Here is a 25,248-nt window from a genome sequence, read left to right on the forward strand (position 1 = left end):
CGCAGTCAGCCACATGAGACACCTGCAGAAGTCACCTCAAAAGGTCAAGCAGTTCTTTCAAAAGGACAGCGTCAAATATGCGGCTTGAAGGATTTATTTGTTCAAGTTGTTTGATTTCTGCTCAATAATTGGCTAGGAAAGAATTTATTATGGGCCAAAGGTGGCCGCCAACGTGTTAGGGATACTGGATTAGAGGGAATGACTGACGAGGAAATTCAAGATCGAATCAATGACCCCAAAATTGACCCCAAAGAAAAAAGGCGACTACAAAAAGAGCAGAAAGGAAGAGGAGTTCGAAATAAACAAAAGAGAAGGAAATAGCAAATGGAAAAGAGCTGGTATTGTGTCCATGCGATATTTTATTTTGAGTTAATGAAGGATACTCAGGACTCATATTTGATTTATGAAAACGTTTATCTAGTGAGGGCAATTAATAGCGAACTGGCTGAAAAAAAAATAGATAGGTTTGCAAAATCCCTCCAAGACTTCAATGAGCGAGGAACTCTACTTGTTGATGACGAAAAAGCCAAATATCTATACAAAGGAGTTAGAAAAGTAATATCTCTAGAAAATAACTTAAGGCTCGGCAATTTTTGCGCCAATCAAAGCATGATTGAGCTAACATATTCTGTATTCGAAGTGGACTCTTGGAGTGATTTGTGTGCGCTGGCTTCAGGTGATTCGGTTGAGTTGATTTATGTTGAATGATCCTCCCGTGGTTGTCTGTACCGTTGTCCCGTCCGCTGTCCGCCGACACTTCTTAACCTACTTTCAACCCCGTTTTTTCACAAAACAGGGCTGAAACTCGCAGTTGAGCGCACCATCACAGCATCCGCACGTGTGATTTCTTCTCTTTTCGCGCTATTTCTTGCTCGATCCCGCCCCAACAGGCGCGTTGATCCCTTGCGCTACGCACAAACCCAGCGGACAGTTCTGTGAAAAGTGTTGGGATGCTTTAACGCCTGATCCAATAACCGCAAAGCACGCCATCCAGGGTTTGCACAAGCAGCGTGTCCCGTGCACCCCGATGGAGGTCTTCCGGCGCCAGCCCATCCCAGGCTTCTTTGGGCGTCAAGCCCTTGAGGTTTTGGTGCGGACGCACATGGTTGTAAAACCAGGCGGCTTCCTGAAGGGCGTTTTGCACGTCCGCTGCGCTTTGATGAACCAGCTGCCGCAGCCAAGGCTTGATAGTGCCGAAAAATCGCTCTATCCGTCCATTGCACCAGGGTGCACAAACAGGCGTGGTTTGCTTGCGAATGCCCACCAGTTTTAAAAATGTCGTGAACACGAAGCTGTTGAAGATGGCTTCGTTGTCCGTGCGTACCGCTCGGGGCTTACCATGCTGACCGATGGCCAGGCACAGATGCCCCAGCAGCGTCCAGCTGCGTTTGTTGATCAGCGTTGTGAGCCGAATGCACAGCCGCGAGCCGTGATCGAGAATGCCCAGGAATGCTTGCGGTTTGCCGCACGCGGCAACATGGGTCACGTCCATGGCCCAGACGGCATGGATGGGCAGTACTTTGGGTGTTTGGCTGCGCAGATTACGCGTGAGGTTCAGCAACTCCAACTGATGCGTCTGGATGACCTCATGGACGTAGGTTTTGCCCACGCTTTGCGGTGCGTGCAAACGGTTGAATGTGTGCGCCACCGTACGGCATCCGGCTTGCTTGCCCATCAGGGCTTTGATGCGCAACACCTCTTTCACTACCCACTGGGGCTTGGGTTGGCCGATGCGCACTTGCCCCTGGTTTTGCGCAGCCGCTTCGCTGTCAGCGGGGGCGAGAGGTGCGCGGCGATACCGGAATGTCTTCTTGCGTCGCTGGATTTGGGCGAGCCAAAAATACACGAGCAGGATGAACAGGATCAGGCAAAGCAATAGCACGGGGCGTCAAGAAATACGGGGGATGACCGGGGAGTCATTGGAGCCCCCATGCAAATCTGCATGGGAACTGGACCGACTGTGGCCATGAGCGCGAGCAGGTAGCGCCCAGGACGTGCGCAGTCATCGCACGGCGCGGTTCAATGCCGATTCCAAGGCTGTCCTTAGCCGAACCACGATGGCAGCCAGGGGCTCGGAGGCGAGTTCATTCTTCTTGACGAACGACTGCCACAGCGCCTGCCGCGACGTATCGTGGGCGAACTCGTCCGTGAGACCGACCGGCAGCTCGGTAGGTACGGCCATGCCGCGACGCTCGAAGGTGGCCTTGATCGCCTGGGCGAGTAGATCGGCGTCGAGAGTTTCGCGCTCCAGCAGCACCGACAGGTCAAAGTAGTCCTTCACGCGGCTGTTCGTCATGCCTAGCAGGGCGATGGCGTGGAGCTTTTCCGCGACCACGGTGTAGGTCGGATAGACCGCGCAGACGCGGCGCGGGCAAGTCGTTCAGCAACACAGGGTAGACCGAATCCACCGGCCCAGGCGTAACGGCGTCACCGAAGCCGACGTCGATCTGCGTCTTGCAGCGCGCTTTCGCCAGCTCGCCTGCGATAGTCACCCGCACGCCGCCGTAGCCTGCTTCTTTGCGGATTTCCTCAGCGGCGACTGAGGCCGGATCGAACACGATGCCATCGTTCACCGAGATGGCAGCGATCTCGCGGAAGACTTGCGCGACGGATTCCAAATCGCTTGCGCCGAAACCCAACAGGTCGGCATCGCGCGTGGCCCGGTGCGGCATGTCGTACCAAAGCGTGAACAGCAGCGCACCCTTGAGCAAAAAACGACCCGCATGCTCGGATTGGCTCAGGCGATAGAGGATGCGCTCCAGTGCGAAGCGCACCAGCACCTGATTGAAATCCGATTCCTGTGCCTTGGCGATGCCCAGCAGGCGTGCGCGGACGGAGGCGGCCATGTTGCTCATTCGACAGCCTCCAGATAGGGGCGCATCACGTTGGCCACGCGACAAATCTTTGCATAGCGCCACAGGTCATCCGCCGTTGCTTTGGCGCTGCGCCGAGCGTCTTTCAGTGCCTCCAATGCCACGTCTAGGCCGATCTTGTTGCGGTGCTTGAAGCAGTCCACGACCGTCTTGGCCGCGCCGTATACCCTCAGCTTCACGCCCTCGCGCAGGTGTTCCTCGACACCCACCGTGTAGACGCTGTCGATCATCTGAACCATCTTGATTGGCGGATAGTCGATCCGTGGCACGTGGCTGCCGCGTGGCATGGCGATCCAGATCTGGCGCGGCAGTTGTGTGGTCAGCTCGTGAAATTGCAACGCCGTGAGCAGGCAGAACACGGCCTGCGGCGCCTTGGTGGCGACGGCTGCGAGACTTTCGAATTCCGATCCCTGCGCATCTGATAGGCGGTACAGGCCACGCCCCACCCTGTCCAGAACGCCAGTGGCGATCAGGCGCGTCAGGACAACCCTGGGCGCATTGATGGCGTCTAGATCGCTGGCGCGCAGCAGTCCTTTCTGGCTGGCCAGCTCGAGAACGCGTCGGGTGTGGGTATCAGCGAGCATGGTGAGAGTTTGCTCCGTTTATTCGTTTAATACAACATTTTGACGATAAAACGGAACTTCTGCCGTCCAGCCATGTGACGACTGACATGCGCCATTGCGACGCCAGTTTCCGCCCATTCATGGCGCGATGGCACGCCTGTGCGATTCCCCGGGCCGGGATCAAACCACTGATCGTGCGTTGCCTGTGGCAGCGAGCAAATGCGCGGTAGTGCCGCATTTGCCCTTGGATGCGCGATCAATATAAAACCACGCCGACGACGGCAACGCCCGTGTGGCAGAAAAGCCTCCTCTTGTAGAGAACTACACCACCAAACACAAACGCCCAACCATTCACGGTTGGGCGTTTTTCTTTGTGTAGTCTGTCAGCTGTTGGCCGATCTTCTTCTGATTTCAATCCCGTTTTTCACAACGCTAGGCTGATATTTACAGTCGGGCACAGCACGACCAACGCACGCTGCAGTCGCTCGGTCTGTGCAGACCCTTCGCAAAGGGACGTTCTCTGCGCAGAAGCCTTGCAACGGTGGGCATTCAGTGGTAGCGAATGCCGGGCGCGGCGGTGCTGACGCGGGTGCCGGCCTGGCCGCGCACGATGGCTTCGATGTCCTGCAGCGCGCCGATGACGGCGGTGTGGCCGGTGTGTTCGGCAAATTCGCAGGCGGCCTCGATCTTCGGGCCCATGGAGCCGGCCGGGAAGGTCAGCGTGCGCAGCGCATCGGGGTGGGCCTGGGCGATGGCCTTGCTGCCGGGCTGGCCCCAGTTGACGTAGGCCGCATCCACATCGGTGGCGATGACCAGCAGCTCGGCCTGTAGCTGCTGCGCTAGCAGGGCCGAGCACAGGTCCTTGTCGATCACGGCCTCGACGCCGCACAAACGCCCTTGCTGGTCGTAGCAGGTGGGGATGCCGCCGCCGCCGGCGCAGATCACTACCGTGCCTTGTTGCAGCAGCCATTGCACGGGGCGGATTTCAAAGATGCGCTGCGGGCGCGGGCTGGGCACGACGCGGCGGTAATGCGGGCCGTCTGGCGCGATGTGCCAGCCTTTCTCAGCCGCCAGCTGCTGCGCCTGGGCCGCTTCGTAGATGGGGCCGATGGGCTTGGTGGGGTGCTGGAAGGCCGGGTCGGCCAAGTCCACCTCGACCTGGGTCAGGATGGTGGCCAGCGGCACCTGCTTGGGCAGCAGATTGCCCAGTTCCTGCTCGATCATGTAGCCGATCATGCCTTCGGTCTGGGCGCCCAGCACGTCCAGCGGGTAGGTGTCCACCTCGGTGTAGGCCGCCCCCTGCAGGGCCAGCAGGCCCACCTGCGGGCCGTTGCCGTGGGCGATGACGAGTTCGTTGCCAGCATGGATTTTGGCGATTTGCGCCACGGCCTGGCGCACGTTGTCGCGCTGGTTTTCAGCGCTCATGGGCTGGCCGCGTTTGAGCAGTGCGTTGCCGCCCAGGGCGATGACGATGCGCATGGGCTGGGTCTCCTTGTTGGATGGTGCTGTGGCGTGCGTTGAGGTGGGCGGTGGCTGCGGCCGGGCAGGGCGCAGGCCTGTTCACGACAGGATCACAGGCCGCCCAGGGCCGCCACCAGCACGGCCTTGATGGTGTGCATGCGGTTTTCGGCCTGGTCGAAGGCGATGTTGTAGGGCGATTCGAAGACCTCCTCGGTCACCTCGATGCCATTGGCCAGGTTGGGGTATTGCGCGGCGATTTGCTGGCCCACCTTGGTGTCGCTGTTGTGGAAGGCGGGCAGGCAGTGCATGAATTTGACGCGCGCGTTGCCGCTGGCCTTGATCATCTCCAGATTGACTTGGTAGGGCAGCAGCAGCTCGATGCGCTCGTTCCAGGCCTCGATGGGCTCGCCCATGGAAACCCACACATCGGTGTGGATGAAGTCCACGCCCTGCACGGCCTGGCGCGGGTCTTCGGTCAGCAGCAGGCGCGCGCCGCTTTCGGCGGCAAAGGCGCGGCATTGCTCAACCAGCTCCTGGCTGGGCTGCAGGGCCTTGGGCGCGGCAATGCGCACGTCCATGCCCAGCTTGGCGCCCACCAGCAGCAGCGAGTTGCCCATGTTGTTGCGCGCATCGCCCAGGTAGGCGTAGCTGATGGCGTGCAGCGGCTTGTCGCTGTGCTCGCGCATGGTCAGCACGTCGGCCAGCATCTGCGTGGGGTGGTATTCGTCGGTCAGGCCGTTGAAGATGGGCACGCCTGCGTATTGGGCCAGCTCCTGTACGACTTCTTGGTGAAAGCCTCGGTACTCGATGCCGTCGTACATGCGCCCGAGCACGCGGGCCGTGTCCTTCATGGTTTCCTTGTGGCCGATCTGCGAGGAGCTGGGGTCGATGTAGGTGACGTTGGCGCCCTGGTCGTAAGCAGCCACCTCGAAGGCGCAGCGTGTGCGGGTGGAGGTTTTCTCGAAGATCAGCGCGATGTTCTTGCCGCGCAGGTGCTGCATTTCCGTGCCGCTGTACTTGGCCCGCTTGAGGTCGCGGGCCAGATCGAGCAAATAGCGCAAGTCCACTGGGCTGTGATGCAGCAGGCTGAGCAGGTGGCGGTTGTGCAGGTTGTAGGCCATGGTGCAGTCCTTTCTTCGGGCGGTTCAGTAGTCCACGGCATCGCGCACGATGGGGCAGGTCATGCAGCGCCCGCCGCCACGGCCACGGCCCAGCTCGGCCGAGCTGATGGTGATGACTTCCACCCCGGCCTTGCGCAGCAAGGTGTTGGTGTAGGTGTTGCGGTCGTAGCCCACGACCACGCCGGGCTCCAGTGCGATGACGTTGTTGCCATCGTCCCATTGCTCGCGCTCGGCGGCGTAGTCGTCGCCGCCGGTGTGCACGACCCGCAGTTTTTTCAGACCCAGCGCCTCTGCCACCACGTCCACGAAGGGCTTGCGCTCCTGGCGCACGTCCAGCCCGCTGGGGTGGCTGTCGCTGGGGCGCAGGCTGAAAGAGGCAATGCGATCCACCACGCCAGGGAAGGCGCTGACCAAATCCCGATCGCAGAAAGTGAAGACCGTGTCCAGGTGCATGGCCGAGCGCGTCTTGGGCAGCGCGGCGACGATGACGCGCTCGGCCGCGCCCTGTTCGAACAGTTGGCGCGCCACCTGCGAAATGCCCTGGATGGAGCTGCGCTCGCCCATGCCGATGAGCACCACGCCCTTGCCGATGGGGAAGACATCGCCACCTTCCAGCGTGGCATTGCCAAAGGATTGATCCGGGTCGCCCCACCAGACCTTGACCTGGCCGGCAAACATTGGGTGGAACTTGTAGATGGCCGCAGCCAGCAGAGTCTCCTGCTGGCGCGCGGGCCAGTACATTGGGTTGAGCGTCACCCCGCCGTAGATCCAGCTGGTGGTGTCGCGGGTGAACTGGGTGTTGGGCAGCGGCGCAATGGCAAAGCCGCCATGCCCCTTGGCCGCCTTGATGAAGGCCATGCCATCGGGATTGAACTCCTTGGGCAAGTCATTGACGCTGACGCCGCCGATCAGAAACTCGGCCTGGCGGCGCGGCTCCAGCCCCTCCAGCCAGGCGCGCAGCTCGTGCATGACGGTGGCGCCCACAGTGTTGGCCGTGATCTTGCGATCGAGCACCCAGCGCAGGCCCTCGGGCTGGCTGATGGCCTCGGTCAGCAGGTTGTGCATCTCCAGCACTTCCACGCCATGCTCGCGCATCTTGGTGACGAAATCGAAATGGTCGCGCTTGGCCTGGCTGACCCACAGCACATCGTCGAACAGCAGCTCGTCGCAGTTGTCCGGCGTCAGCCGGGTGTGCGCCAAGCCTGGGGAGCACACCATGACGCGGCGCAGCTTGCCAACTTCAGAGAAAACGCCCAGTGGGCTTGTCGATTGCATGGATTGGCCCTTCCTCTTCGTAAAAAATCACTGGCGCGCCGCCTCGATAGCGGCATCGCTGCCTGCCTGCCGATTCAAAATCATTCGGGGATTGAAAGCGGCAGATACAGGGTAATTCAAATTGTCAATGTGCCCTTGTAAAGCCCATATCCAGCATATGCGGCACCGATCAGGGCTGCAGCAAAATACATTTTTTCAATGTCGTTAAATACCGGCTGGCCATTTTCAATGCGCGCCTTGGCATAGACAATAGCGCCTGGTGCATACAGCAGTGCAGACAGCAGCAAATATTTCAATCCCGCTGCATACAGCAGCCAGACGCTGTATGCCACGGCCAGCGCGCCGATGAGCATGTCCCAATTGCGCTGGGGGTCGGCCTGGCCATAACCTTCGCCGCGCACGGCAATCATGACGGCATAAATGGCAGAGAAAAAGTACGGAATCAGAATCATCGACGTGGCCAGATAAATCAGGTCGAGATAGGACTGACCATACAGCAGCGCGAGAATCAAAAAGATCTGGATGGAGCCATTGGACACCCACAGCGCATTGGCTGGCACGCCATTGCGGTTCTCCCGGCGGAAAAATGCCGGCATGGTTTGATCCTTGGCGGCTGAATACAAAATCTCGCCGCTGAGCAAAGTCCATGACAGCAGCGCGCCGGCCAGGGAAATGACCAGGCCGATGGAAATGAACGCCGCGCCCCAGCCGCCCACCACGTGCGCTAGCACATAGGCCATGGACGGGTTTTTCAGCTTGGCCAACTCCGGCTGGCTCATCACCCCTGCCGAGAGCACATTGACCATCACCAGCAGCAGCAGCACACCGATGAAGCCCAGCACCGTGGCCTTGCCCACGTCGCTGCGCGTTTGCGCGCGGGCTGAATACACACTGGCGCCTTCAATGCCAATGAACACCCACACCGTCACCAGCATCATGCTCTTGACCTGCGTCAGCACGCTGCCCAGCTCGGCATTGCCCTGGCCCCAGAAATCGGCTGTAAACACATCCATCTTGAAGGCCAGGCCCACCAGAGCGATGAAGGTCAGCAGCGGCACCACCTTGGTGATGGTGGTGACCAAATTGATGAAGGCAGCCTCCTTGATACCGCGCAGCACCAGGGCGTGCACAAACCACAGCACCAGCGAGGCACCGATGATGGCCGCCGTGGTATTGCCTTCGCCAAAGGCTGGGAAGAAATAGCCCAGAGTGCCAAACAGCAGCACCAGATAACTGACATTGCCCAACCAGGCGCTGATCCAATAGCCCCAGGCCGATGAAAAGCCCAAGTAATTGCCAAAACCCGCTTTGGCATAGGCATAAACCCCGTTGTCCAGCTCAGGCTTGCGGTTGGCCAGAGTCTGGAACACGAAAGCCAGCATCAGCATGCCAATGGCCGTTATCCCCCAGCCAATCAGCACGGCGCCAGCCGCAGCGCCGGCGGCCATGTTCTGCGGGATGGAAAATATGCCGCCCCCGATCATGGAGCCGACCACCAGCGCCGTGAGTGCGCCCAGCCGCAATTTGCCTTCCTGTGCCATGGCTTGATCTCCTTCCTCGAATCACGATGGGGCATGCAGCAGCCGCACATCCCATGCCTGCTGCTCAAAGAACCTGCAGCAATTGCCAATCACTGAACGAAAAAAGCGCCACTGAAAGAGCCAAGTGCCACACTGCCCATACAGGCTGCACCCATCAAGAAGGGTTTTCAGAGAGCCTCAAACAGAAAATCTGCCAGCATGCGAGTATTACCGCCCATAACCTGATGAACCACATGGCCCGAAAGCCTGTTCATGGTTTGCTCAGAAAAGCCGAATGCGTGATTTTGATATATATGGGATGTAAGCACAGACCATGGCAATGCCATTTGAGCGCTGCCATGGTCTGTGTGTGCAACAAACCTCCCCAGTCCGCGCACAACATCTACAACATCAGGCCATCAAAAATGGCTTTGCTGCGCTCTTCAATTTGGGCTTCTGCTGTCCCCCTCACCTTTCGGCCATCATAAGCAAAGGAAAGGCTCGAAGGCCATTATTTTTCAAATATCTACTTATTTATTCGGATATTCGGCCTCAAAATGCCCATTTTTTGCTCACATTTGGTTATTTTTTGTTTCCTGAGCATTTTGCTGCGGCAGCGGGCCTGCTTTATTCAGCAGCTGTTGCGCCAGCGCCAGCGCCTCCTCCAGCGTGGCGGCGGCTTCGATGGGCAGGCCGCTGGCGCTGGCCTGCTGGCGGCCTGAAGCCAACAAGGCGGCGCGGGCGCGCTCGTCGGCCAGCACGTAAACGTTGCCACAACACAGGCCGAAAAAGGCTTGGCGGTGCTGCTTGAGCCACAGCGCGGCGCTCTTGCGCTGCTCGGGCGTCTCGGGCGGGCCGCTGAGGTACTCGGCCATGTCGGCTACCAGGGCAAAGGGCTGGCCGCGTCGCAGCGCGGCTTCGATCATGCCGAACAGGATGGGGGCCTGATCCGCGCCCGGCATGCGCACGATGAGTGCGGGCCAGTGGCTGAAGTCCATGCGCTGCTGCACTTGGCGGGCCAGGTCGGCGTCCAGGCCCGTTGCGGGGGGTGTGGGGTTGGCGTGTTGCATGCGGCTCACCAAGGGTAATGCAGTTCAACGCTGAATGTGCGGCCCCGGCCCCAGTTGCAGTAACTGGCGCTGGCGCAGCTGACGTAGCGGCGGTCGGCCAGGTTGCTGGCGCGCAGTGTGAGGCTGGGGCGCTCGCCGCTGGCGCTGTCATGGCTGCCGCCGTTGCCAAAGCGGTAGCGCAGCGCGGCATCCATCAGCGTGTGGCCGGGCACGCGCACGGTGTTGGCGGGGTCGGCATGGGTGCTGCCGGTGTGGCGCAGGCCCAGGCTCACGCGCCATTGGGGGCTGAGGGCGTGGTCGAGCCAGAGCGAGGCCGTGCGCCCGGGGATATTGACGGGGCGCTGGCCCAGCTCGGGGCCATTGCTGGCGGTGATGCGCGCGTCCAGCAGGGTGAGGCTGGCGTGCACGAAGCTGGCGCGGCCCAGCTCGGCCTTGGCCTCCAGCTCCAGCCCACGGGTGCGCTGGCGGCCGGTTTGCACCATGCAGGCACCGGGGCCGGTCAGGCCGGGGCAGACGTGGCTGGGTTCTGGGTCGGGCGTGAGGGCGTTCTTTTGCTGGATCTGGAAGATGGCGGCGGCCAGTTGCAGACCGCCTTGCGGCGGCGCGTATTTGAGGACCGCCTCCCATTGCCGGGCCGTCAGCGGGCGATAGCCCTGGCCACGCGCATCCAGCCCGGTTTGCGGCAGGAAAGAGCTTCCGTGGCTGAGGTAGGCGGCCAGTGCATCGCCCAAGCGGTAGCCCAGCGCGGCGCGGCCGGAGAAGGCGCGGTCTGGCCCATTGGGCGCGGCGATGGCCTGGCCGTAGCCGGGCTGCCAGATGTCGATGGGCGGCAATCCTTGCAGGTTCATGCCCAGGCGCTGGTGCGTGCGGCTGCGCATGGCATCCAGCCCCAGCAGCAGGTGGTGCTGCGCAGCGCCGGTTTGCACCCGGCCTTGCAGCGTGGTGTCGCTCAGCAGCGCGCGGGTGTGCGAATCCACTGCCATGGCCGAGCGCATCAGCGTGGCCGGTGGCGCCAGCGCAATGGCCGAGAGCGCCTGCACCTCGGCCTGGGAGTCGATGGCGCGCAGCGCGTGGCGCAATTGCCAGCTTTGGCCCAGGGCGTGTTCAAAGTCGTAGCCCAGCGTGCTTTGGCGGCGCGTAAAGCGGTCGAAGGCCGGCTCGCCCACGAAAAAGCGGCGCGGGATGTACCCGCCATCGGGCAGCGGCGTGAGCGTGCCCTGCATGGGCAGCGCGCTGTGGTAGTAGCCGCCCTTGGGGTCGCGCTGATGGCTGGCCAGCAGCGTCAGCGCCGTGCCCGGCGCGATGCGCCAGCGCAGCGAAGGCGCCAGCGCCACACGCTGCTCGCGCACATGCGCGATCTGGTTGCCTGCCTCGCGCGCCAGCGCCGCCAGCCGCCAGTCCAGCGCGCCTTGGCCCGCCGGGCCGCCCACATCCAGCCGCAGGGCGCGCTGGCCGTGGCTGCCCAGCGTCAGTCCGGCCGCGCGCTGCGCCCGGCCATCTTGGGACGCTTGAGCACTGGGGCGCTTGGCGCGCACGTTGACCAGGCCGCCGGGCAAGCCCTGCCCGTACAGCGCCGAGGCCGGGCCGCGCAGCACCTCCACGCGCTCGATCAGCCAGGGGTCGAACTGCGGCAGGCTCAGGTTGCCAATGCCGAAGCTGGCGCGCATGCCATCGAAAAACATTGCCCCGTTGTAGCTCTGCCCGCGCAGGCTGACGAAGTCGTAGCGGCTGGAATCGTTGCCGCCGCTCACCGGCGCGTACAGGCCCGGCAGGTAGGCCAGCGCCTGGTCAAGGCTGGTGGCGCCGCTGTCGCGCAGCGCCGTCTCGGTGATGACGGACACCGACTGCGGAGTGCGCAGCAGCGGCGTATCCGTCTTGGTCGCGCCCTGCGCGCGCTGTGCCAGCTTGCCGCTGCGCCCTTCATCGGCAGCGGCCTCGCCAGGCGCATCGGGCGCATCAAGCACATCGCCGCGCACGGTCACGGTGGGCAGCTCGCCGACCACCGGCTGGCCCGGCTGGGTGGCAGGCTGCGCCGCCCAGCCGGGGCTTGCCACCGCCAGGCAAGCCAGCGCCGCCGTCGCCAGCACGCCATGCGCCCACCCGGGCGGGCTTGCCGGAGAGGAAGAAAGAGAAGAAAAAACGCGGCGCTGCCACGGCCGCGAAACGAACTGCGCTGTCATTGCGATGCCTCCATGCTGCGATGTGTGTGATGGAGGAATCTAGGCTGCCGGTCATCCGTGCACTTTCATTAGAGCGTGTTATGCACTTTTCGCCCCCCGCGCTGGCCCCAAAGCCGTGTAATCGCAAGGCGGCGCGCGCGGCCAAGGCTGGCTGCCTTGGCAAGCGGGCCAACGCGGCGAGTGCATGGCTTTGGGGCCAGCCCGAAGGGAGAGCGCCCCGGCCTGCGCATTGCGGCGTTGCCGTTTCCTTGCAGCCCACCGGGCTGCGGCGGAAACGGCGTCTTGCACTGCACACGCCGGGGTGCTCTCGCGGAGGGCGAAAAGTGCATAACACGCTCTAGTGACGAATGATTTGCATTTGCCAGCATGTTGATCGTTGCCCACTGGCAGGCGTTTGCCTGGCGAGCCTTCAACAGGCTTTTAGCCGCCCCCTTGCTGGCCCGGCGCAAGCCCGCCCTGACGGCGCATCTGGCTGGGCGTTTGGCCGAAATGGGCGCGAAAGGCGGTGCTGAAGTGCGCCGCGCTGCTGAAGCCCAGACGCTCGGCCGCCAGGGCGATGGGCAGGCCCTCGTCCAGCACCATGTGCCGGCCGCGCAGCAGGCGACGCTGGCGCAGCCAGCCAAAGGGCGAGGCACCCAGCTCGCGGCGAAAGGCCGCGCTTAGAGCCTGTTCAAAATCTTTGCACGGCGGTCAAGAGAGCGGATTTGGGCGCTCTGCTGCGTTGCAAAGCCTCGCCATAGCCCCAGCTATGGCTGCGTTTTGCGCCTTGCAGCCCACCCCAAACCGCTTCTTGCCCACTCGCGCCGAGATTTTGAACAGGCTCTTAGGCTGCGCGCGCTCATGCCGGCCAGGCGCGCCATGTCGTCCAGCGTCCAGGCGCGGGCCAGGTCGGCCTCCAGCGCATCGGCCAGGTGCAACAGGCGCTCGTGCGGCGCAGGCGCGCGCGCCTGCTCCAGCGCCGCAATGCCACGCAGGAAGATGGTTTGCGCGGCGGCCTCCAGCCGCATCAGCGCCAAGGGCTGGCGCGGGTCGCTGCCCAGAATGTCTTGCGCCAATGCCAGGCAGCGCGGCTCGGCCGCCACCTGCACCTGGCGCAGCGCCTGGTGCGGGGCGAACAGGTCGTCAAACCAACCCTCCAGCGCCCGCGCACGCAGATCGGCGCGCAGCATGCTCACGCCCACGGCGCACAGCGCGCAGGCCTGGCCCTGTGCGCTCCAGGGCAGGGGCTCGCGCACGGCCAGCACCTGCATGCCGCCGCTGCGTGGCGCGCTGGCGCAGTCGCCGCAACGCAGTTGCAGGCTGCCGTGCACCAGCAGCGTGACGTACAGCCCGGCCTGCACGCAGTGCCCGCTGCCGCCCATGTAGCGTGGCGCCTGCGGCGCGTGCTCGGCGCCGCGCACCAGCAGGTGCAGCCGCTCGCTGCGGTGCTCGATGAAGCGCGGCGCGGCACTGCGCGGCATCAGCAGTCCTTGTCTTGCGCGGGCCTGGCTGGGCCGGGCGGGGCGCTGTGGCGCAGCGCCTGGATGCGCTGCTGCAGGCTGGCGGCGGACAGGGCGCCGACGCGGGTGCTGGCCAGTTGGCCGTTGGCATCGAAAAACAGCGTCAGCGGCAGGCCCGGTTGACCGTAGTGGCGGGCCAGCTCACCTTTGGCGTCCAGCCAGACGGGGGCAATGGGCAGGCGGTGGTTGCGCAGAAAGCGGGTGATGGTCTGCGCAGATTCGCCTTGATTGACGAAGACGAACTGCACCTGAGGGTGCTCGGCCTGGGCCTGGGCCAGTAGCGGCATTTCGTTGCGGCAATGTGGGCACCAGGTGGCCCAGAGGTTGACCACGGCCGGTCGGCCCTGCAGGCATTGCAGCGATTGCATCGGCCCCTGCAGGGATGGGGCGGTGAACGCCGGCAGGCGGCCCAGCCCGGGGGCCTGCTGCCACAGCAACGCGGCCTGGCCACCCACCCACAGCAGGCTTGCAGCGGCCATGGGCGCGATGAGCTGGCGCTGGCGTTGGCGGGTTTGGGCCGTGGCCAGCATGGCGTAGAACCAGGCGGCCATCAGCCCCACCCAGGGCGACCAGCCGCCATCGCGGATGTCGATCACGCTCCAGGGGTGGGCCAGGTAGGCTTGGTGGTACTGCAACACGAAGCCCAGCCGAGCTGCCAGCAAGCCCATCCAGAGCGCTTGGTGCAATGTGCGCGATAGGGCCTGCTGTTCCTGGCACGGGTGGCGGCGGCTGCGCCAGCGCGCCCAGGCCAGGCCGGCGGCAACACACAGTGCCAGCAGCAGCAATTGCGCTGGGAAGACCAGGGGGCCTAGGGTGAAGGTGGCATGCATGGCGGGTGGTTTCAGAACCTGTTCAACGCAGCAGCCCGTGGGCGTGCAGGCCGGCCAGCAGCTTGTCGGTGAATGCGGCGTAGCCCTGTGCATTGGCGTGGATTTGGTCCGAGCGCAACTGCGGCTCGGAGAGCACCTGCGCCCAGGCATCGGCCAGCAGTGGCACGCCCAGTTCGTCGGCAATCTCTTCGTACATGGCATGGTCGCTGAGCAGGCCGGCCGTGGCCAGCAGCCCCAGGCCGGGGATGGCCACCAGCAGCACCTGCGCGTCGGCATCCAGGCAGGCCTGGACGATGCGTGTGATGTTCTGCTTGGTTTGGCTGGTGGATTGGCGGCGCAGAAAATCGTTGCCGCCAATGCCGACGATGACCAGCTGCGGGCGGTGCTGCTGCAGCAACTCGGGCAGGCGGGCCAGCGCCTGAGCGCTGGTGTCGCCCGAGACGCCGGCATTGACGACCTGCCAGCCGGTGGCCTGCGCCAGCAGGGGCGGGAAGGCCTGTTCGGCGCTGGCGCCCACGCCCTGGGTGAGCGAATCGCCCAGCGCCAGCACGGTGGCGCCGGTGGGCACGGGCTGGGCCTTGGCGCGCCGCCGTCCGCAGGCGGCCAGCGCAGCCAGCAGCGCCGGGGCGGCCGCTGCGGCAGCGGCCCAGCGCAGCGCATGGCGGCGGGCCGGGTCGAAGGCTGTGGTCGGCCGGTGGCGCGGGCCGCTCGTCGTATGCTTCATGTTGATTGTTTGTGGGTTGGTGATCCGGGCCGTGTCGCACAGGCTGGCGTCACTGTAGGGGTTGTTGAGATTCAGTGTTGCGGCGGTGTTTTCGGTCAAAACTGCGCAGCTGCTGCGTTGAAAATGCTTGTACGGTATGCACAACCTTGCGCGCATTTTCGCCTTGCATCTGCGGCTTTTGCCTCGAAAGTCGCTTCGCCAACCCAATCTCAACAGCCCCCGGCCTTTTTGCCGCGACCGCTGCGCGGCCTGTCTTGCGCGCCAGCCCGGTTTGTTTTGTCCCATCCATGAGTGTTCAAGAAATTTCCGCTGCCCAGGCCTTGGCCCGCCTGGGCGAGTTCAGCGCCATCATCGATGCGCGCAGCCCCAGCGAGTTTGCCCACGATCGCCTGCCTGGCGCGGTGAACTGGCCCTCACTGGACGACGAGCAGCGCGCCCGCGTGGGCACCATGTTCAAGCAGGTCGGCGCGTTCGAGGCGCGCAAGCTGGGTGCGGGCCTGACGGCGGCCAACATCGCGCGCCACATCGAGCAGCATGTGCAGGCCCTGCCCAAGCACTGGCGGCCGCTGGTGTACTGCTGGCGCGGCGGCCAGCGCAGCGGCGCGCTGGCGCTGGTGCTGGGGCAGATCGGCTTTCACGTGCAGCGCATCGAGGGCGGCTACAAGGCCTTCCGTCAGGCCATGCTGGCCGATCTGCCGCAGCAGGCGGCGCGCCTGCGCTACCGCGTGCTGTGCGGCCCCACCGGTTCGGGCAAGACGCGGCTGCTGCAGGCGCTGGCCGCGCAAGGCGCGCAGGTGTTGGATCTGGAGGCGCTGGCCAGCCATCGCGCCTCGGTGCTGGGGCTGATTCCTGGGCAGCCCCAGCCTTCGCAAAAGCAGTTCGAGATGCGCGTCTGGCAAGCGCTGCGCGGCTTTGACGCCGCACGGCCCGTGTACGTGGAGGCCGAAAGCAAGAAAGTGGGCAACTGCACCCTGCCCGATGCGCTGATGCAGGCCATGCGCGCCAGCGATTGCCTGCACGTGCAGCTGGCCGAGCACGAACGCGTGGCCCTGCTGCTGGAGGACTATCCCTTCTTCGTGCAGGACCCGGAATTTTTCTGCCGCCGTCTGCAAACGCTCACCGCCCTGCGCGGGCGCGCCACCGTCGAGGCCTGGCAGGCCCAGGTGCGCGCCGGCCAGATTGAGGCCGTGGTGCGCGCGCTGCTGGCGCAGCACTACGACCCAGGCTATGAGCGCTCCACCCGGCGCAACTTCACGCGTTTTGACAGTGCGCAGGCCGTGGTGCTGCCACAGCGCTCGCCCGCTGCGCTGGCGGCGGCTGGCGCGGCCATTCTGGCCAGCGAGGCGTAGCGCTGCCCATCCAAGTGGCTGTGCCAGCGCGCGGGGCGGCCTGCGGCGCTTGCAACGCCAGGCTGGTTGAGGCGCATGGGGGGCTGGCAATCCGCGCTCGATCACATGCCAACTGGCGGCCAACTGGCGGCCAATCGACGGTGGGCTTTGTGCCACAATTTCCAGCTTTTGCTTCTTCTGCCCTCTTGCCATGGCTTCTTCCGCCGAGATCTCCTCTTCCCCTTGGGACAGCGTGCGCCGCGCCCGGCGCATCGTCGTCAAGGTTGGCTCCAGCCTGGTGACCAACCAGGGCCAGGGCCTGGATGCCGAAGCCATCAGCGAATGGGCGCGTCAGCTCAGCCATATCGTGCATGGCGCGCCCGGGCAGGAGCGGCGCGAGGTCATCATGGTCTCCAGCGGCGCCATTGCCGAAGGCATGAAACGCATGGGCATGAGCAAGCGCCCGCGCGAGCTGCACGAGCTGCAGGCCGCAGCCGCCGTGGGCCAGATGGGCCTGGTGCAGATGTACGAAACCATGCTGCGCCAATACCAGTTGGGCAGCGCCCAGGTGTTGCTTACGCATGCCGACATGGCCGACCGCGAGCGCTACCTGAACGCGCGCGTGACGCTGCTGACGCTGCTCAAGCGCGGCATCGTGCCGGTCATCAACGAGAACGACACGGTGGTCAACGACGAAATCCGCTTTGGCGACAACGACACGCTGGGCGCGCTGGTGGCCAACCTGGTGGTGGCCGACCTGCTCATCATCCTCACCGACCAGAACGGCTTTTACACCGCCGATCCGCGCAAGCACCCCGAGGCCACCAAGGTGCAGCTGGCCCAGGCCGGCGATCCTGCGCTGGAGGCCATGGCCGGCGGCGCTGGCAGCGCCATTGGCACTGGCGGCATGCTCACCAAAATCCTGGCGGCCAAGCGCGCCGCGCGCTCGGGCGCCTCGACCATCATCGCCTGGGGCCGCGAGCCGGACATCCTGCCGCGCCTCATGGCCGGCGAGCACGGCATCGGCTCGCTGCTGTATGCGCCCATGCACAAGCTGCAGGCGCGCAAGCAGTGGATTGCCGACCACCTGCAATGGCACGGCAGCGTGGTCATCGACGCGGGTGCAGCGCGCAAGCTGCGCCACGAAGGCAAAAGCCTGTTGCCAGTGGGCATGGTGCAGGTCAAGGGCCGCTTCACGCGCGGCGAGGTCATCGCCATCGAGGACGAGCAAGGCCAGCAGGTGGCGCGCGGCCTGGCCAACTACAGCGACCAGGAGGCGCGCAAGCTCTGCCGCCAGCCCTCCGAAGCCATCGAGGCCCTGCTGGGCTACGTGGCCGAGCCCGAGATGGTGCACCGAGACAACCTGGTGCTGCTGTGACGGCCGCGGCCCCGCGCCGCAGGCTGTGAAGCGGATGTTCTTTGAACAGGCGCTTACACCGGCAGCAGCCGGATTTGCGAGGGCTCCAGCCCCATGCGCACGGCTGCGCCGGGGGCGAAGGGGCTGGCGCCGGCGCGGTGCGATTGGTCGGCCGTGACGGTGAGCTGATCGCCCACGCGCACTTCGTAGCGGGTGAATTCGCCCAGGAACTCGCTGCGCTCGACCACGCCGGCAATCCAGATGCAGCCGGCATCGCCATCGCTGCCCTCGGCCTGGATGCGCACGGTGTGCGGGCGAAAGCTCAGCACCAGCGCATCCTGGCCGCTGCTGGTCTCGGCGGTGGCAGGCAGGGCCAGCTCGCCCAGGCCGTCGATGCCCAGCACGATGCGCTCGGCGCTGCGCTGGCGCACCTGACCGGGCAGCACGTTCATGGTGCCGACGAAATCGGCCACGAAGCGGTTGACCGGGTAGTCGTACAGCGCCGCCGGGCTGCCCACTTGCTGCACCACGCCCTGGTCCATCACGGCCATGCGGTCGGCAGTGGTCATGGCCTCCTCCTGGTCGTGGGTGACGAAGATGGTGGTGATGCCCAGGCGGCGCTGCAGCGACAGCAGCTCCTGGCGCATTTGCACGCGCAGGTTTTTGTCCAGGTTGGACAGCGGCTCGTCCAGCAGCAGCACCTGCGGCTCGATGACGATGGTGCGCGCCAGCGCCACGCGCTGCTGCTGCCCGCCAGAGAGCTCATTGGGGCGGCGCTTGGCCAGGTGTTGCAGGCCCACGGTGTCCAGCGCGGCGCCGACCTTGCGGCGGATTTCGTCGCGGCTGGCGCGGCGCTCGACCAGGCCGAAGGCCACGTTGTCCCACACCGTCATGTGCGGCCACAGCGCGTAGCTTTGGAACACCATGCCGATGTTGCGCTTGTGCGGCGGCACGCGGCTGATGTCCTGACCATCGACCAGCAGCTGGCCGCTCTGGTGCTGGTTGAAGCCGGCAATCAGCCGCAGCAGCGTGGATTTGCCCGAGCCCGATGGCCCGAGCAGGGCGAAGAATTCCCCGGCCTCGATGTGCAGGTTGATGTCCTTGAGCACCTCGGTCTTGCCATAGGCAAGGCGGATGTTGCGGCACTCGACGCTGACTTTATTCATGGCTCAAGACTCCTGGCTGCGCGCAGGCCGAAAGCGCGATGAGGCCCGCTCGACGATGAGGTGCGATGCATACGTGCCCACGGCCACGGCCAGCACGGCCAGCACGCCCAGGGCGGCGCCGGGGCCGCGGCCCGAGGCGCTTTGCATGTACAGGTAGATGCCGTAGCTCATGGGCGCATCGCTGTCCTTGGTGACCAGCATGATGGTGGCCGAGAGCTCCACGGCGGCGGTGATGAAGCTGGTGACGAAGCCGGCCAGAATGCCCCCGGCCATCAGCGGCACGACCACGCGCCCGATGGTGCGCATGCGGCTGGCGCCCACGCTGGCGGCGGCCTCCTCCAGCGAGATGTGCACCTGCTGCAGCGCCGCCACGCACGAGCGCAGCGCATACGGCAGGCGGCGCACGGCGTAGGCGATCATGATCAGCAGCCAGGTGCTGGTCAGGCCAACGTCGGTGAAGGGGATCTCCACGTTGCGGAAGGTGCGCATGTAGCCAATGGCCAGCACGATGCCAGGCACGGCCAGCGCGGCCGATGCGATCCAATCGAGCCACTGGCGCGCCGGCAGCTTGCTGCGCAGCATGATGTAGGCGATGGCCGTGCCCAGCACCACGTCCAGCCCGGCGGCCAGGCCGCAGTACAGCAGGGTGTTGCCGATCATGCCCCTGGATTCGCTGAACACTGCCGCATAGTGCGCCAGCGTGTAGCCATCGGGCAGCGGCGCATAGCTCCACACCGTGGCCAGCGACAACAGCAGCACGCCCAGGTGTGGCGAGAGCACCAGCAGCAGCACCAGCGCAATCCAGGCATAGGCCAGCACGCTTTGCCAGCGCGTGAGCCGGCGCTGCTCGATGGCGCTGCCGCCCTTTTGCAGCGTGGAGTAATCGCGCCCCTTCATGACCCGCGCCGAGAGCCACAGCGCCAGGATGGAAAAGGCGATCATGATGACGCTGATGACGTAGCCCAGCGGGTCGTCCAGCCCCACCTGGGTGATGCGCAGGTAGGCCTGCGGCGCCAGCATGTTGGTCACGCCCATGACCAGCGGCGTGCCCAGATCGTCGAACACCTTCACGAACACCAGCGAGGCCCCGGCGATGTAGCCCGGCAACCCCAGCGGGAAGATCACGCGCCAGAACAGGCGCCAGCCTTTGGCGCCCAAGTTCACGGCAGCTTCTTCCATGGCGCCGTCGATGTTGCGCAGCGCCATGGTCAGGTTCATCAGGATGAAGGGAAAGTAGTGCAGTGACTCCACGAAGATGATGCCCGTGAGCCCCTCCATCACGGGGATGGTGAAGCCCAAGTGCTCATCGAGCAACAGGTTCATGGAGCCCGCGCGCCCGAAGATCAGCTGCATGGCCACTGCGCCGACGAAGGGCGGCATGATCAGTGGCAGCACGCCCAGCGTCTGGATGGCCAGCGCCCCCCGGAAGCGAAAGCGCACCGTCAGATAGGCCAGCGGCACGGCAATCAGCGAGGCCACCAGCGTGGCCGCCAGCGCCACGTACAGGCTGTTGAAAAAAGACTCCTTGAGCAGCGGCTGCTGCATGAAGGCGTTGAAATGCCCCAGCGTGGGCGCGCCATTGCCATCGACGAACGCGGTGTAGAACACCGTGCCCACGGGCACCACCAGGAACAGGCCCAGAAAGGCCAGCACCAGCAATGCCGCCAGCGCTACCCCTTTGGGCCAGGGGGCCGATGCAGTAGAAGACATAGGGAGAGGAAAGTGAAAAAGGTGCGCGGCGGGCAAGGTCTGCGCACAGTGGGTTCAGGTGGCCATGCCTGGGGCGCAGGCAGCCAGCGCCCCAGGCATGGCTCAAACCGCTCTGGGCCTCTCAGCGGCCCGCCTGTTTGGCCAGTTCCGTGGCTTTTTCGTAGTTGGCCTTGGCCTGGCTGTTCCACTCGCCCTGCAGTTTGGACAGCTGCTGGTTGACTTGCGCGTCCTTCTTGTCGGCGGCAAACAGCGCCTGCAGCTCCTTGTCGGCGGCCTGCTCGGCGCTGATGACCGGCGAGAAGGCCAACTGCTTGGCCTCGTCGAGCAGTTTCTGGCCCTGCTCGCTGGGCGCTTTCTGTAGCCTGGCCTCGGCCTCGTGGATGGCCTTGGTGGCGTTGCGCAAATCGTCCAGGCGGAAGGTGATGGTCTGGTCGAACAGCGACTGCACGATGAAATAGCGGCTCTTGGAAAGATTGACGTCGAACTGCACCTTGCTGCGCGCGGCAATTTGCTGCGGGTCGGGGTAGCCCTCGGGCACGCCCGAGAGCTTGTCATACGGCAGCACTGGCAGGCGCGAGATCTCCGGCTTGAGCAGCAGCTGCTGGCCTTGCTGGCTCAGCGCATAGGCGATGAACTTCTTGCCTTCCTCGGCATTGGCAGCGCCGGAGATCAGGCCGATGTTGGCTGGCACGATGGCCGTTTCTTCGGGATAGACAAACTCCACCGGGAACTTGGAATACTTGCTCGACAGGCCAAAGAAGTCGATCACTGGCCCGGCGCCGAACTGGCCGTTGTTGATGCCATCGGGCACGCCGAAGGATCGGTCGGTCAGTGCGGCGGCATTGCCGCTCATGCGCAGCATGGTGTTCCAGCCCTGCTGCCAGCCCTGGCCCTGCAGGATGGTTTCCACCGTCAGGTGCGTGGTGCCCGAGCGCGAGGGCGAGGTCAGCCCCACCAGGCCGAACCACTGCGGCCCCAGCAGGTCGGCCCAGGTCTTGGGCGCATCGAGCTTTCTGGCCTTGAGCACGCGCTGGTTGTACATGATGCCGTAGCCGGCCAGCGCCTGGCCGAGGAACAGGCCCTTGGGGTCGTTGACCGGGAAGCTGCCGATGCTGGCCGGCACGTCTGCATTGGCGATGCCGTCGATCTTCTCCAGCAGCTCGCCTTGCGCCAGCACTTCGAAGGCATCGGGCGCGCTGGCCCAGAACACCTCGGGGCGCTTGCCCGCGGCCGACTCGCGCACGTAGGCGATGCCGGCCACGGTGTTCTTGTTGAGGATTTCCAGCTTGATGTCCGGGTGGGCCTTCTCGAACGCGGCCTTGTAGGCCCCGGTCAGCTCCTTGGGAAAGGACGTGATGACGGTGACGGTGCCGGCTTGGGCGCCCAGGCCCAGGGCGGCGCTGGCCAGTACGGCGGCCGTGGCCAGGCGAATCGGTGCAAAGCGGCGCATGACAATCTCCTTGCGTCAGTGGTGTGGTCAATAGTCTGGACAGGCGCGAATGGTGCCCGATAAGCTGGCCTTGTCACGGTTTTGAGGCCTGGGGAAAACCCTGGGCTCCCATCAGGAGGAGGGGCCGCGCCGCGCGCGGTCGAGCAGCACCACCACGGCGCCGGCGCCGCCTTCGCTGGCGCGAGCCTGCACGAAGGCCATGACCTCGCTTTTCTGCACCAGCCAGCGCTGCACGCGGCTTTTGAGCACCGGGATGTGGCCGGGCGAGCCGTGGCCCTTGCCATGCACCACGCGCACGCAGCGCAGCCCTTGGCGGTGCGCCTGGCGGATGAACTGGCCCAGCGCCTCGCGCGCCTCGTCCAGGCGCAGGCCGTGCAAATCCAGCGTGGCCTGGATGCTCCAGTGCCCCAGGCGCAGCTTGCGCGCCACATCCGGCACCACGCCGGGCTGGCGATAGCTCAGCGCCTCGTCGGTGTCCAGCAGCGAGGCGACGTCGAACTCATCGCTGAGCGATTCGAGCAGCGCGCGCTGTTCGTCGCGCTGCAGCTGCAGCGGCAGGGGTGGCGCAGGCGGCGGCCCCTGGTGCACGCGCGGCGCGTGCTTGAGCGGCTGCACCGCGCCGACGCTGTGACGGAACAGGTTGCGCTCGCGCTCGGCGGCTTCGCGGCGCTGCTGCTCGCGCAACGCCTGCTGTTGCGCGGCTTCGCGCTGCAGGCGCAGCAGGGCCGAGACTTGGCGCAGGTCCGAGAGCGCATGCAGGCTCAGCGCCGCGCCCCGCGTTGGCTTGGGCGCGGCCTTTGGCGCTTGCTGGGCTGCTCGCGCTGCCGATGCCGCGCCGGGTTTTTTGCTTTTGGTGCTCACAGCAGCCCTTGCTCGGCCAGCGACAGGCTCTGGCCTTGCGCGACGATGATGTGGTCCAGCACCTGTACGTCCAGCAGCGCCAGCGCCTCGCGCACGCGCCGCGTGCTGTCGATGTCGGCCGCCGACGGCGTGGGCGTGCCGCTGGGGTGGTTGTGCGCCAGGATCAGGCTGTGCGCATTGCACAGCAGCGCGCGCCGCGCGATCTCGCGCGGGAATACGCTGGCGGCGGTCAGCGTGCCGTGGGACAGCTCCTCAAAAGCGATCAGCCGCAGCTGACTGTCGAGAAACAGCACGGCAAAGACCTCCTGGGGGCGGTGTGCCAGTTGCGCCTGAAGGTATTGGCGCACGGCAGCGGGCGATTGCAGCGCATCGCCCAGCGCCAGCTGCTGCGCCAGCGCGCGCCGCGCCAGCTCCATGATGGCCAGCAGCTCCGCTTGCTTGGCCGGCCCCAGGCCCTTGATGCGCCGCAGGTCTTCGCGCTGCGCCTGCAGCAGGCCGGCCAGGCCGCCGATGCCTGTGGCCTGCGGCAGTTGCAGCAGATCGCTGGCCAGCGCCAGCACGCCGCGCCCGGCCGTGCCGGTGCGCAGCACAATGGCCAGCAGCTCGGTGTCCGATAGCGCGGCCGCGCCCCGCGCCAGCAGCTTCTCGCGCGGGCGGGCCTCGGGCGGTACATCTTTGAAGGACATGGGCATGGCTCTAGAATCGCCCCGAGTGTATTCAAAGCCCATCGACGACTGCCAGCCATGCCGGCCTCTACCCCTTCTTCCAATGCGGGCGCCCCCCAGGTGCGGCCCGGCGCCTTTCTGACCCTGCACTACCGCCTGGCCGGGCCGCAGGGCGACATCATCAACACCTTTGACGGCCAGCCCTCGACGCTGACCCTGGGCTCGGGCGAGCTGTCGCCGGCGCTGGAGACGCGCCTGCTGGGCATGCAAGAGGGCGAGCGCGCCACCTATGAGCTGCCCGCTGGCGAGGCCTTTGGCGATAAGAACCCTCAAATGCAGCAATGGGTGGCGCGCAAGCTGCTCGAAGAATTGGGCGACCCGGATGAGGACTACCGCCTGGGCGATGTGGTGCAGTTCCCCACCCCCAGCGGCATGGGCAGCTATGCCGGCACGGTGTTGCAGGTGCGCGAGGATGGCGCTGTGCTGTTTGACTTCAATCACCCGTTGGCCGGCCAGCCCGTGACCTTCGAGGTGCTCTTGATCGGGGTGCTCTGACATGGGCGAGCAGCGCAGCATTGTGCTGGCCGAGCCGCGCGGCTTTTGCGCCGGCGTGGACCGCGCCATCGACATCGTCGAGCGGGCCCTGCAGAAGTTCGGCGCGCCCATCTACGTGCGCCATGAGATCGTGCACAACACGCACGTGGTCAACACGCTGCGCGAGAAGGGCGCAATCTTCATCGAGGACTTGGCCGAGGTGCCGCCGGGTGCGACGCTGGTGTTCAGCGCCCATGGCGTGAGCAAGGCCGTGCAGAACGAGGCGCGCGAGAGGGGCTTTCAGGTCTTCGATGCCACCTGCCCGCTGGTGACCAAGGTGCACGTCGAGGTCGCCAAGCTGGCCAGGGAAGGCTACGAATTCATCATGATCGGCCACAAGGGCCACCCCGAGGTCGAGGGCACCATGGGCCAGCTCAGCGAGGGCATCCACCTGGTCGAGGACGTGGCCGACGTGGCGCGCGTGCAGCCGGCGCAGACCGAGCGCCTGGCCGTGGTGACGCAAACCACGCTGTCGGTGGACGACGCCGCCGAGATCACTGCCGCCGTCAAGGCGCGCTTTCCGCAGATCCGCCAGCCCAAGCAGCAGGACATTTGCTATGCCACGCAAAACCGCCAGGATGCGGTCAAGCAGCTCAGCCGCCAGGTGGACGTGCTCATCGTCGTGGGCAGCCCCAGCAGCTCCAACAGCAACCGCCTGCGCGATCTGGCCGAAAAGCTCGGCACGCCCGGCTACATGGTCGATGACGCCAGCGAGATCCGCCCCGAATGGCTGCAAGGCAAGCACACCGTGGGCCTGACGGCCGGCGCTTCCGCGCCCGAGCTGCTGGTGCAGGGCGTGATCGAGCGCCTGCGCCAGCTGGGCATCATCGCCGTGCGCAAGATGGACGGCGTGCAGGAGACCATGCGCTTTCCGCTGCCCAAGGGCCTGAAGCTGGATGCCGCCGAGGCAACCGCTGCGCCCGCCGCATCCGCTGCGCCGCGCGGCTAAGAGCCTCTATCCCCATCACACCCTCAGCGCGCCCAGCCACTGCACACAGGCC

The 25,248-nt window shown here is 65.1% G+C and carries 23 protein-coding genes and 1 pseudogene; 5 read left to right on the forward strand and 19 right to left on the reverse strand.

Annotation, left to right across the window (positions count from 1 at the left end; all coding sequences use genetic code 11):
* The first annotated feature begins 324 nt into the window (after nt 1–324).
* Complete coding sequence (locus tag CLI93_RS14865; RefSeq protein ID WP_143326451.1) at nt 325–708, forward strand: hypothetical protein; 384 nt, start codon at nt 325–327, stop codon at nt 706–708.
* 247 nt (nt 709–955) lie between these two features.
* Here the strand turns inward: CLI93_RS14865 and CLI93_RS08270 are convergent, their stop codons facing one another.
* The 14 genes and pseudogenes from CLI93_RS08270 to CLI93_RS14870 all read right to left on the reverse strand — a co-directional run bounded on the left by CLI93_RS08270 (nt 956) and on the right by CLI93_RS14870 (nt 15,405).
* Entirely contained in the window at nt 956–1,882 is a 927-nt protein-coding gene (locus CLI93_RS08270; protein WP_143326452.1) for an integrase core domain-containing protein, read from the reverse strand.
* 120 nt (nt 1,883–2,002) lie between these two features.
* Nucleotides 2,003–2,855: pseudogene (locus tag CLI93_RS08275) on the reverse strand (nucleotidyl transferase AbiEii/AbiGii toxin family protein).
* A complete protein-coding gene (locus CLI93_RS08280) occupies nt 2,852–3,457 on the reverse strand; it encodes a type IV toxin-antitoxin system AbiEi family antitoxin domain-containing protein (protein ID WP_095543363.1) in 606 nt (201 codons plus the stop codon). Before CLI93_RS08280 ends, CLI93_RS08275 begins: the two are co-directional and overlap by 4 nt.
* Before the next feature lie 528 nt (nt 3,458–3,985).
* The gene (gene arcC, locus CLI93_RS08285; RefSeq protein ID WP_095543364.1) at nt 3,986–4,915 is read right to left on the reverse strand and encodes a carbamate kinase; all 930 of its coding nucleotides are present in this window, start codon (nt 4,913–4,915) and stop codon (nt 3,986–3,988) included.
* A gap of 92 nt (nt 4,916–5,007) precedes the next feature.
* The gene (locus CLI93_RS08290; protein WP_095543365.1) at nt 5,008–6,018 is read right to left on the reverse strand and encodes an ornithine carbamoyltransferase; all 1,011 of its coding nucleotides are present in this window, start codon (nt 6,016–6,018) and stop codon (nt 5,008–5,010) included.
* 24 nt (nt 6,019–6,042) lie between these two features.
* Nucleotides 6,043–7,293, reverse strand: a complete 1,251-nt coding sequence (arcA, locus tag CLI93_RS08295; RefSeq protein ID WP_095543366.1) for an arginine deiminase — start codon at nt 7,291–7,293, stop codon at nt 6,043–6,045.
* A gap of 116 nt (nt 7,294–7,409) precedes the next feature.
* Nucleotides 7,410–8,834, reverse strand: coding sequence for an arginine-ornithine antiporter (gene arcD, locus CLI93_RS08300; protein ID WP_095543367.1), 1,425 nt, complete (start codon nt 8,832–8,834; stop codon nt 7,410–7,412).
* A 551-nt stretch (nt 8,835–9,385) separates the two neighbouring features.
* Nucleotides 9,386–9,883 carry a hypothetical protein gene (locus CLI93_RS08305; RefSeq protein WP_095543368.1) on the reverse strand — a complete coding sequence of 166 codons (498 nt, stop codon included), beginning with the start codon at nt 9,881–9,883 and terminating at the stop codon, nt 9,386–9,388.
* A gap of 5 nt (nt 9,884–9,888) precedes the next feature.
* On the reverse strand, nt 9,889–12,063 hold the full coding sequence (locus CLI93_RS08310; RefSeq protein WP_095996027.1) for a TonB-dependent siderophore receptor: 2,175 nt from the start codon (nt 12,061–12,063) through the stop codon (nt 9,889–9,891).
* A gap of 420 nt (nt 12,064–12,483) precedes the next feature.
* A complete protein-coding gene (locus CLI93_RS15635) occupies nt 12,484–12,702 on the reverse strand; it encodes a helix-turn-helix domain-containing protein (protein ID WP_095996026.1) in 219 nt (72 codons plus the stop codon).
* A 107-nt stretch (nt 12,703–12,809) separates the two neighbouring features.
* Nucleotides 12,810–13,523 (reverse strand): AraC family transcriptional regulator, encoded by a 714-nt coding sequence (locus CLI93_RS08320; protein ID WP_095996025.1) that lies wholly within the window; start codon nt 13,521–13,523, stop codon nt 12,810–12,812.
* Complete coding sequence (locus tag CLI93_RS08325) at nt 13,523–14,392, reverse strand: TlpA disulfide reductase family protein (RefSeq protein ID WP_172424348.1); 870 nt, start codon at nt 14,390–14,392, stop codon at nt 13,523–13,525. The genes CLI93_RS08320 and CLI93_RS08325 overlap by 1 nt, the downstream gene beginning before the upstream one ends.
* 22 nt (nt 14,393–14,414) lie before the next feature.
* Nucleotides 14,415–15,116, reverse strand: a complete 702-nt coding sequence (locus CLI93_RS08330; protein WP_095996029.1) for an arylesterase — start codon at nt 15,114–15,116, stop codon at nt 14,415–14,417.
* A gap of 49 nt (nt 15,117–15,165) precedes the next feature.
* The gene (locus CLI93_RS14870) at nt 15,166–15,405 is read right to left on the reverse strand and encodes a hypothetical protein (RefSeq protein WP_143326479.1); all 240 of its coding nucleotides are present in this window, start codon (nt 15,403–15,405) and stop codon (nt 15,166–15,168) included.
* On the opposite strand from CLI93_RS14870, the gene mnmH reads away from it, so the two are divergent.
* Both mnmH and proB read left to right on the forward strand, forming a co-directional pair.
* Nucleotides 15,404–16,465 carry a tRNA 2-selenouridine(34) synthase MnmH gene (gene mnmH, locus CLI93_RS08335; protein WP_095543651.1) on the forward strand — a complete coding sequence of 354 codons (1,062 nt, stop codon included), beginning with the start codon at nt 15,404–15,406 and terminating at the stop codon, nt 16,463–16,465. The two genes, CLI93_RS14870 and mnmH, sit on opposite strands and share 2 nt — an antisense overlap.
* Before the next feature lie 190 nt (nt 16,466–16,655).
* Nucleotides 16,656–17,822, forward strand: coding sequence for a glutamate 5-kinase (gene proB / locus CLI93_RS08340; protein ID WP_095543650.1), 1,167 nt, complete (start codon nt 16,656–16,658; stop codon nt 17,820–17,822).
* 53 nt (nt 17,823–17,875) lie between these two features.
* Here the strand turns inward: proB and CLI93_RS08345 are convergent, their stop codons facing one another.
* From CLI93_RS08345 to radC, 5 genes are all read right to left on the reverse strand, one after another.
* On the reverse strand, nt 17,876–18,967 hold the full coding sequence (locus CLI93_RS08345; protein WP_095543649.1) for an ABC transporter ATP-binding protein: 1,092 nt from the start codon (nt 18,965–18,967) through the stop codon (nt 17,876–17,878).
* A 3-nt stretch (nt 18,968–18,970) separates the two neighbouring features.
* Entirely contained in the window at nt 18,971–20,677 is a 1,707-nt protein-coding gene (locus CLI93_RS08350) for an ABC transporter permease (protein ID WP_095543648.1), read from the reverse strand.
* A gap of 121 nt (nt 20,678–20,798) precedes the next feature.
* Nucleotides 20,799–22,127, reverse strand: a complete 1,329-nt coding sequence (locus CLI93_RS08355) for an ABC transporter substrate-binding protein (protein ID WP_095543647.1) — start codon at nt 22,125–22,127, stop codon at nt 20,799–20,801.
* A 111-nt stretch (nt 22,128–22,238) separates the two neighbouring features.
* On the reverse strand, nt 22,239–22,892 hold the full coding sequence (locus tag CLI93_RS08360; protein ID WP_095543654.1) for a Smr/MutS family protein: 654 nt from the start codon (nt 22,890–22,892) through the stop codon (nt 22,239–22,241).
* A 92-nt stretch (nt 22,893–22,984) separates the two neighbouring features.
* Entirely contained in the window at nt 22,985–23,674 is a 690-nt protein-coding gene (radC, locus tag CLI93_RS08365) for a RadC family protein (protein ID WP_095543653.1), read from the reverse strand.
* Nucleotides 23,675–23,731: 57 nt separating this feature from the next.
* On the opposite strand from radC, the gene CLI93_RS08370 reads away from it, so the two are divergent.
* Both CLI93_RS08370 and ispH read left to right on the forward strand, forming a co-directional pair.
* Nucleotides 23,732–24,208, forward strand: coding sequence for an FKBP-type peptidyl-prolyl cis-trans isomerase (locus CLI93_RS08370; RefSeq protein ID WP_095543646.1), 477 nt, complete (start codon nt 23,732–23,734; stop codon nt 24,206–24,208).
* A 1-nt stretch (nt 24,209) separates the two neighbouring features.
* Nucleotides 24,210–25,196, forward strand: a complete 987-nt coding sequence (gene ispH, locus CLI93_RS08375; protein ID WP_095543645.1) for a 4-hydroxy-3-methylbut-2-enyl diphosphate reductase — start codon at nt 24,210–24,212, stop codon at nt 25,194–25,196.
* The last annotated feature ends 52 nt before the right edge of the window (nt 25,197–25,248 follow it).

Origin of the sequence: Vandammella animalimorsus (assembly GCF_002288875.1) — a bacterium.
Lineage (GTDB): Bacteria > Pseudomonadota > Gammaproteobacteria > Burkholderiales > Burkholderiaceae_C > Lampropedia > Lampropedia animalimorsus.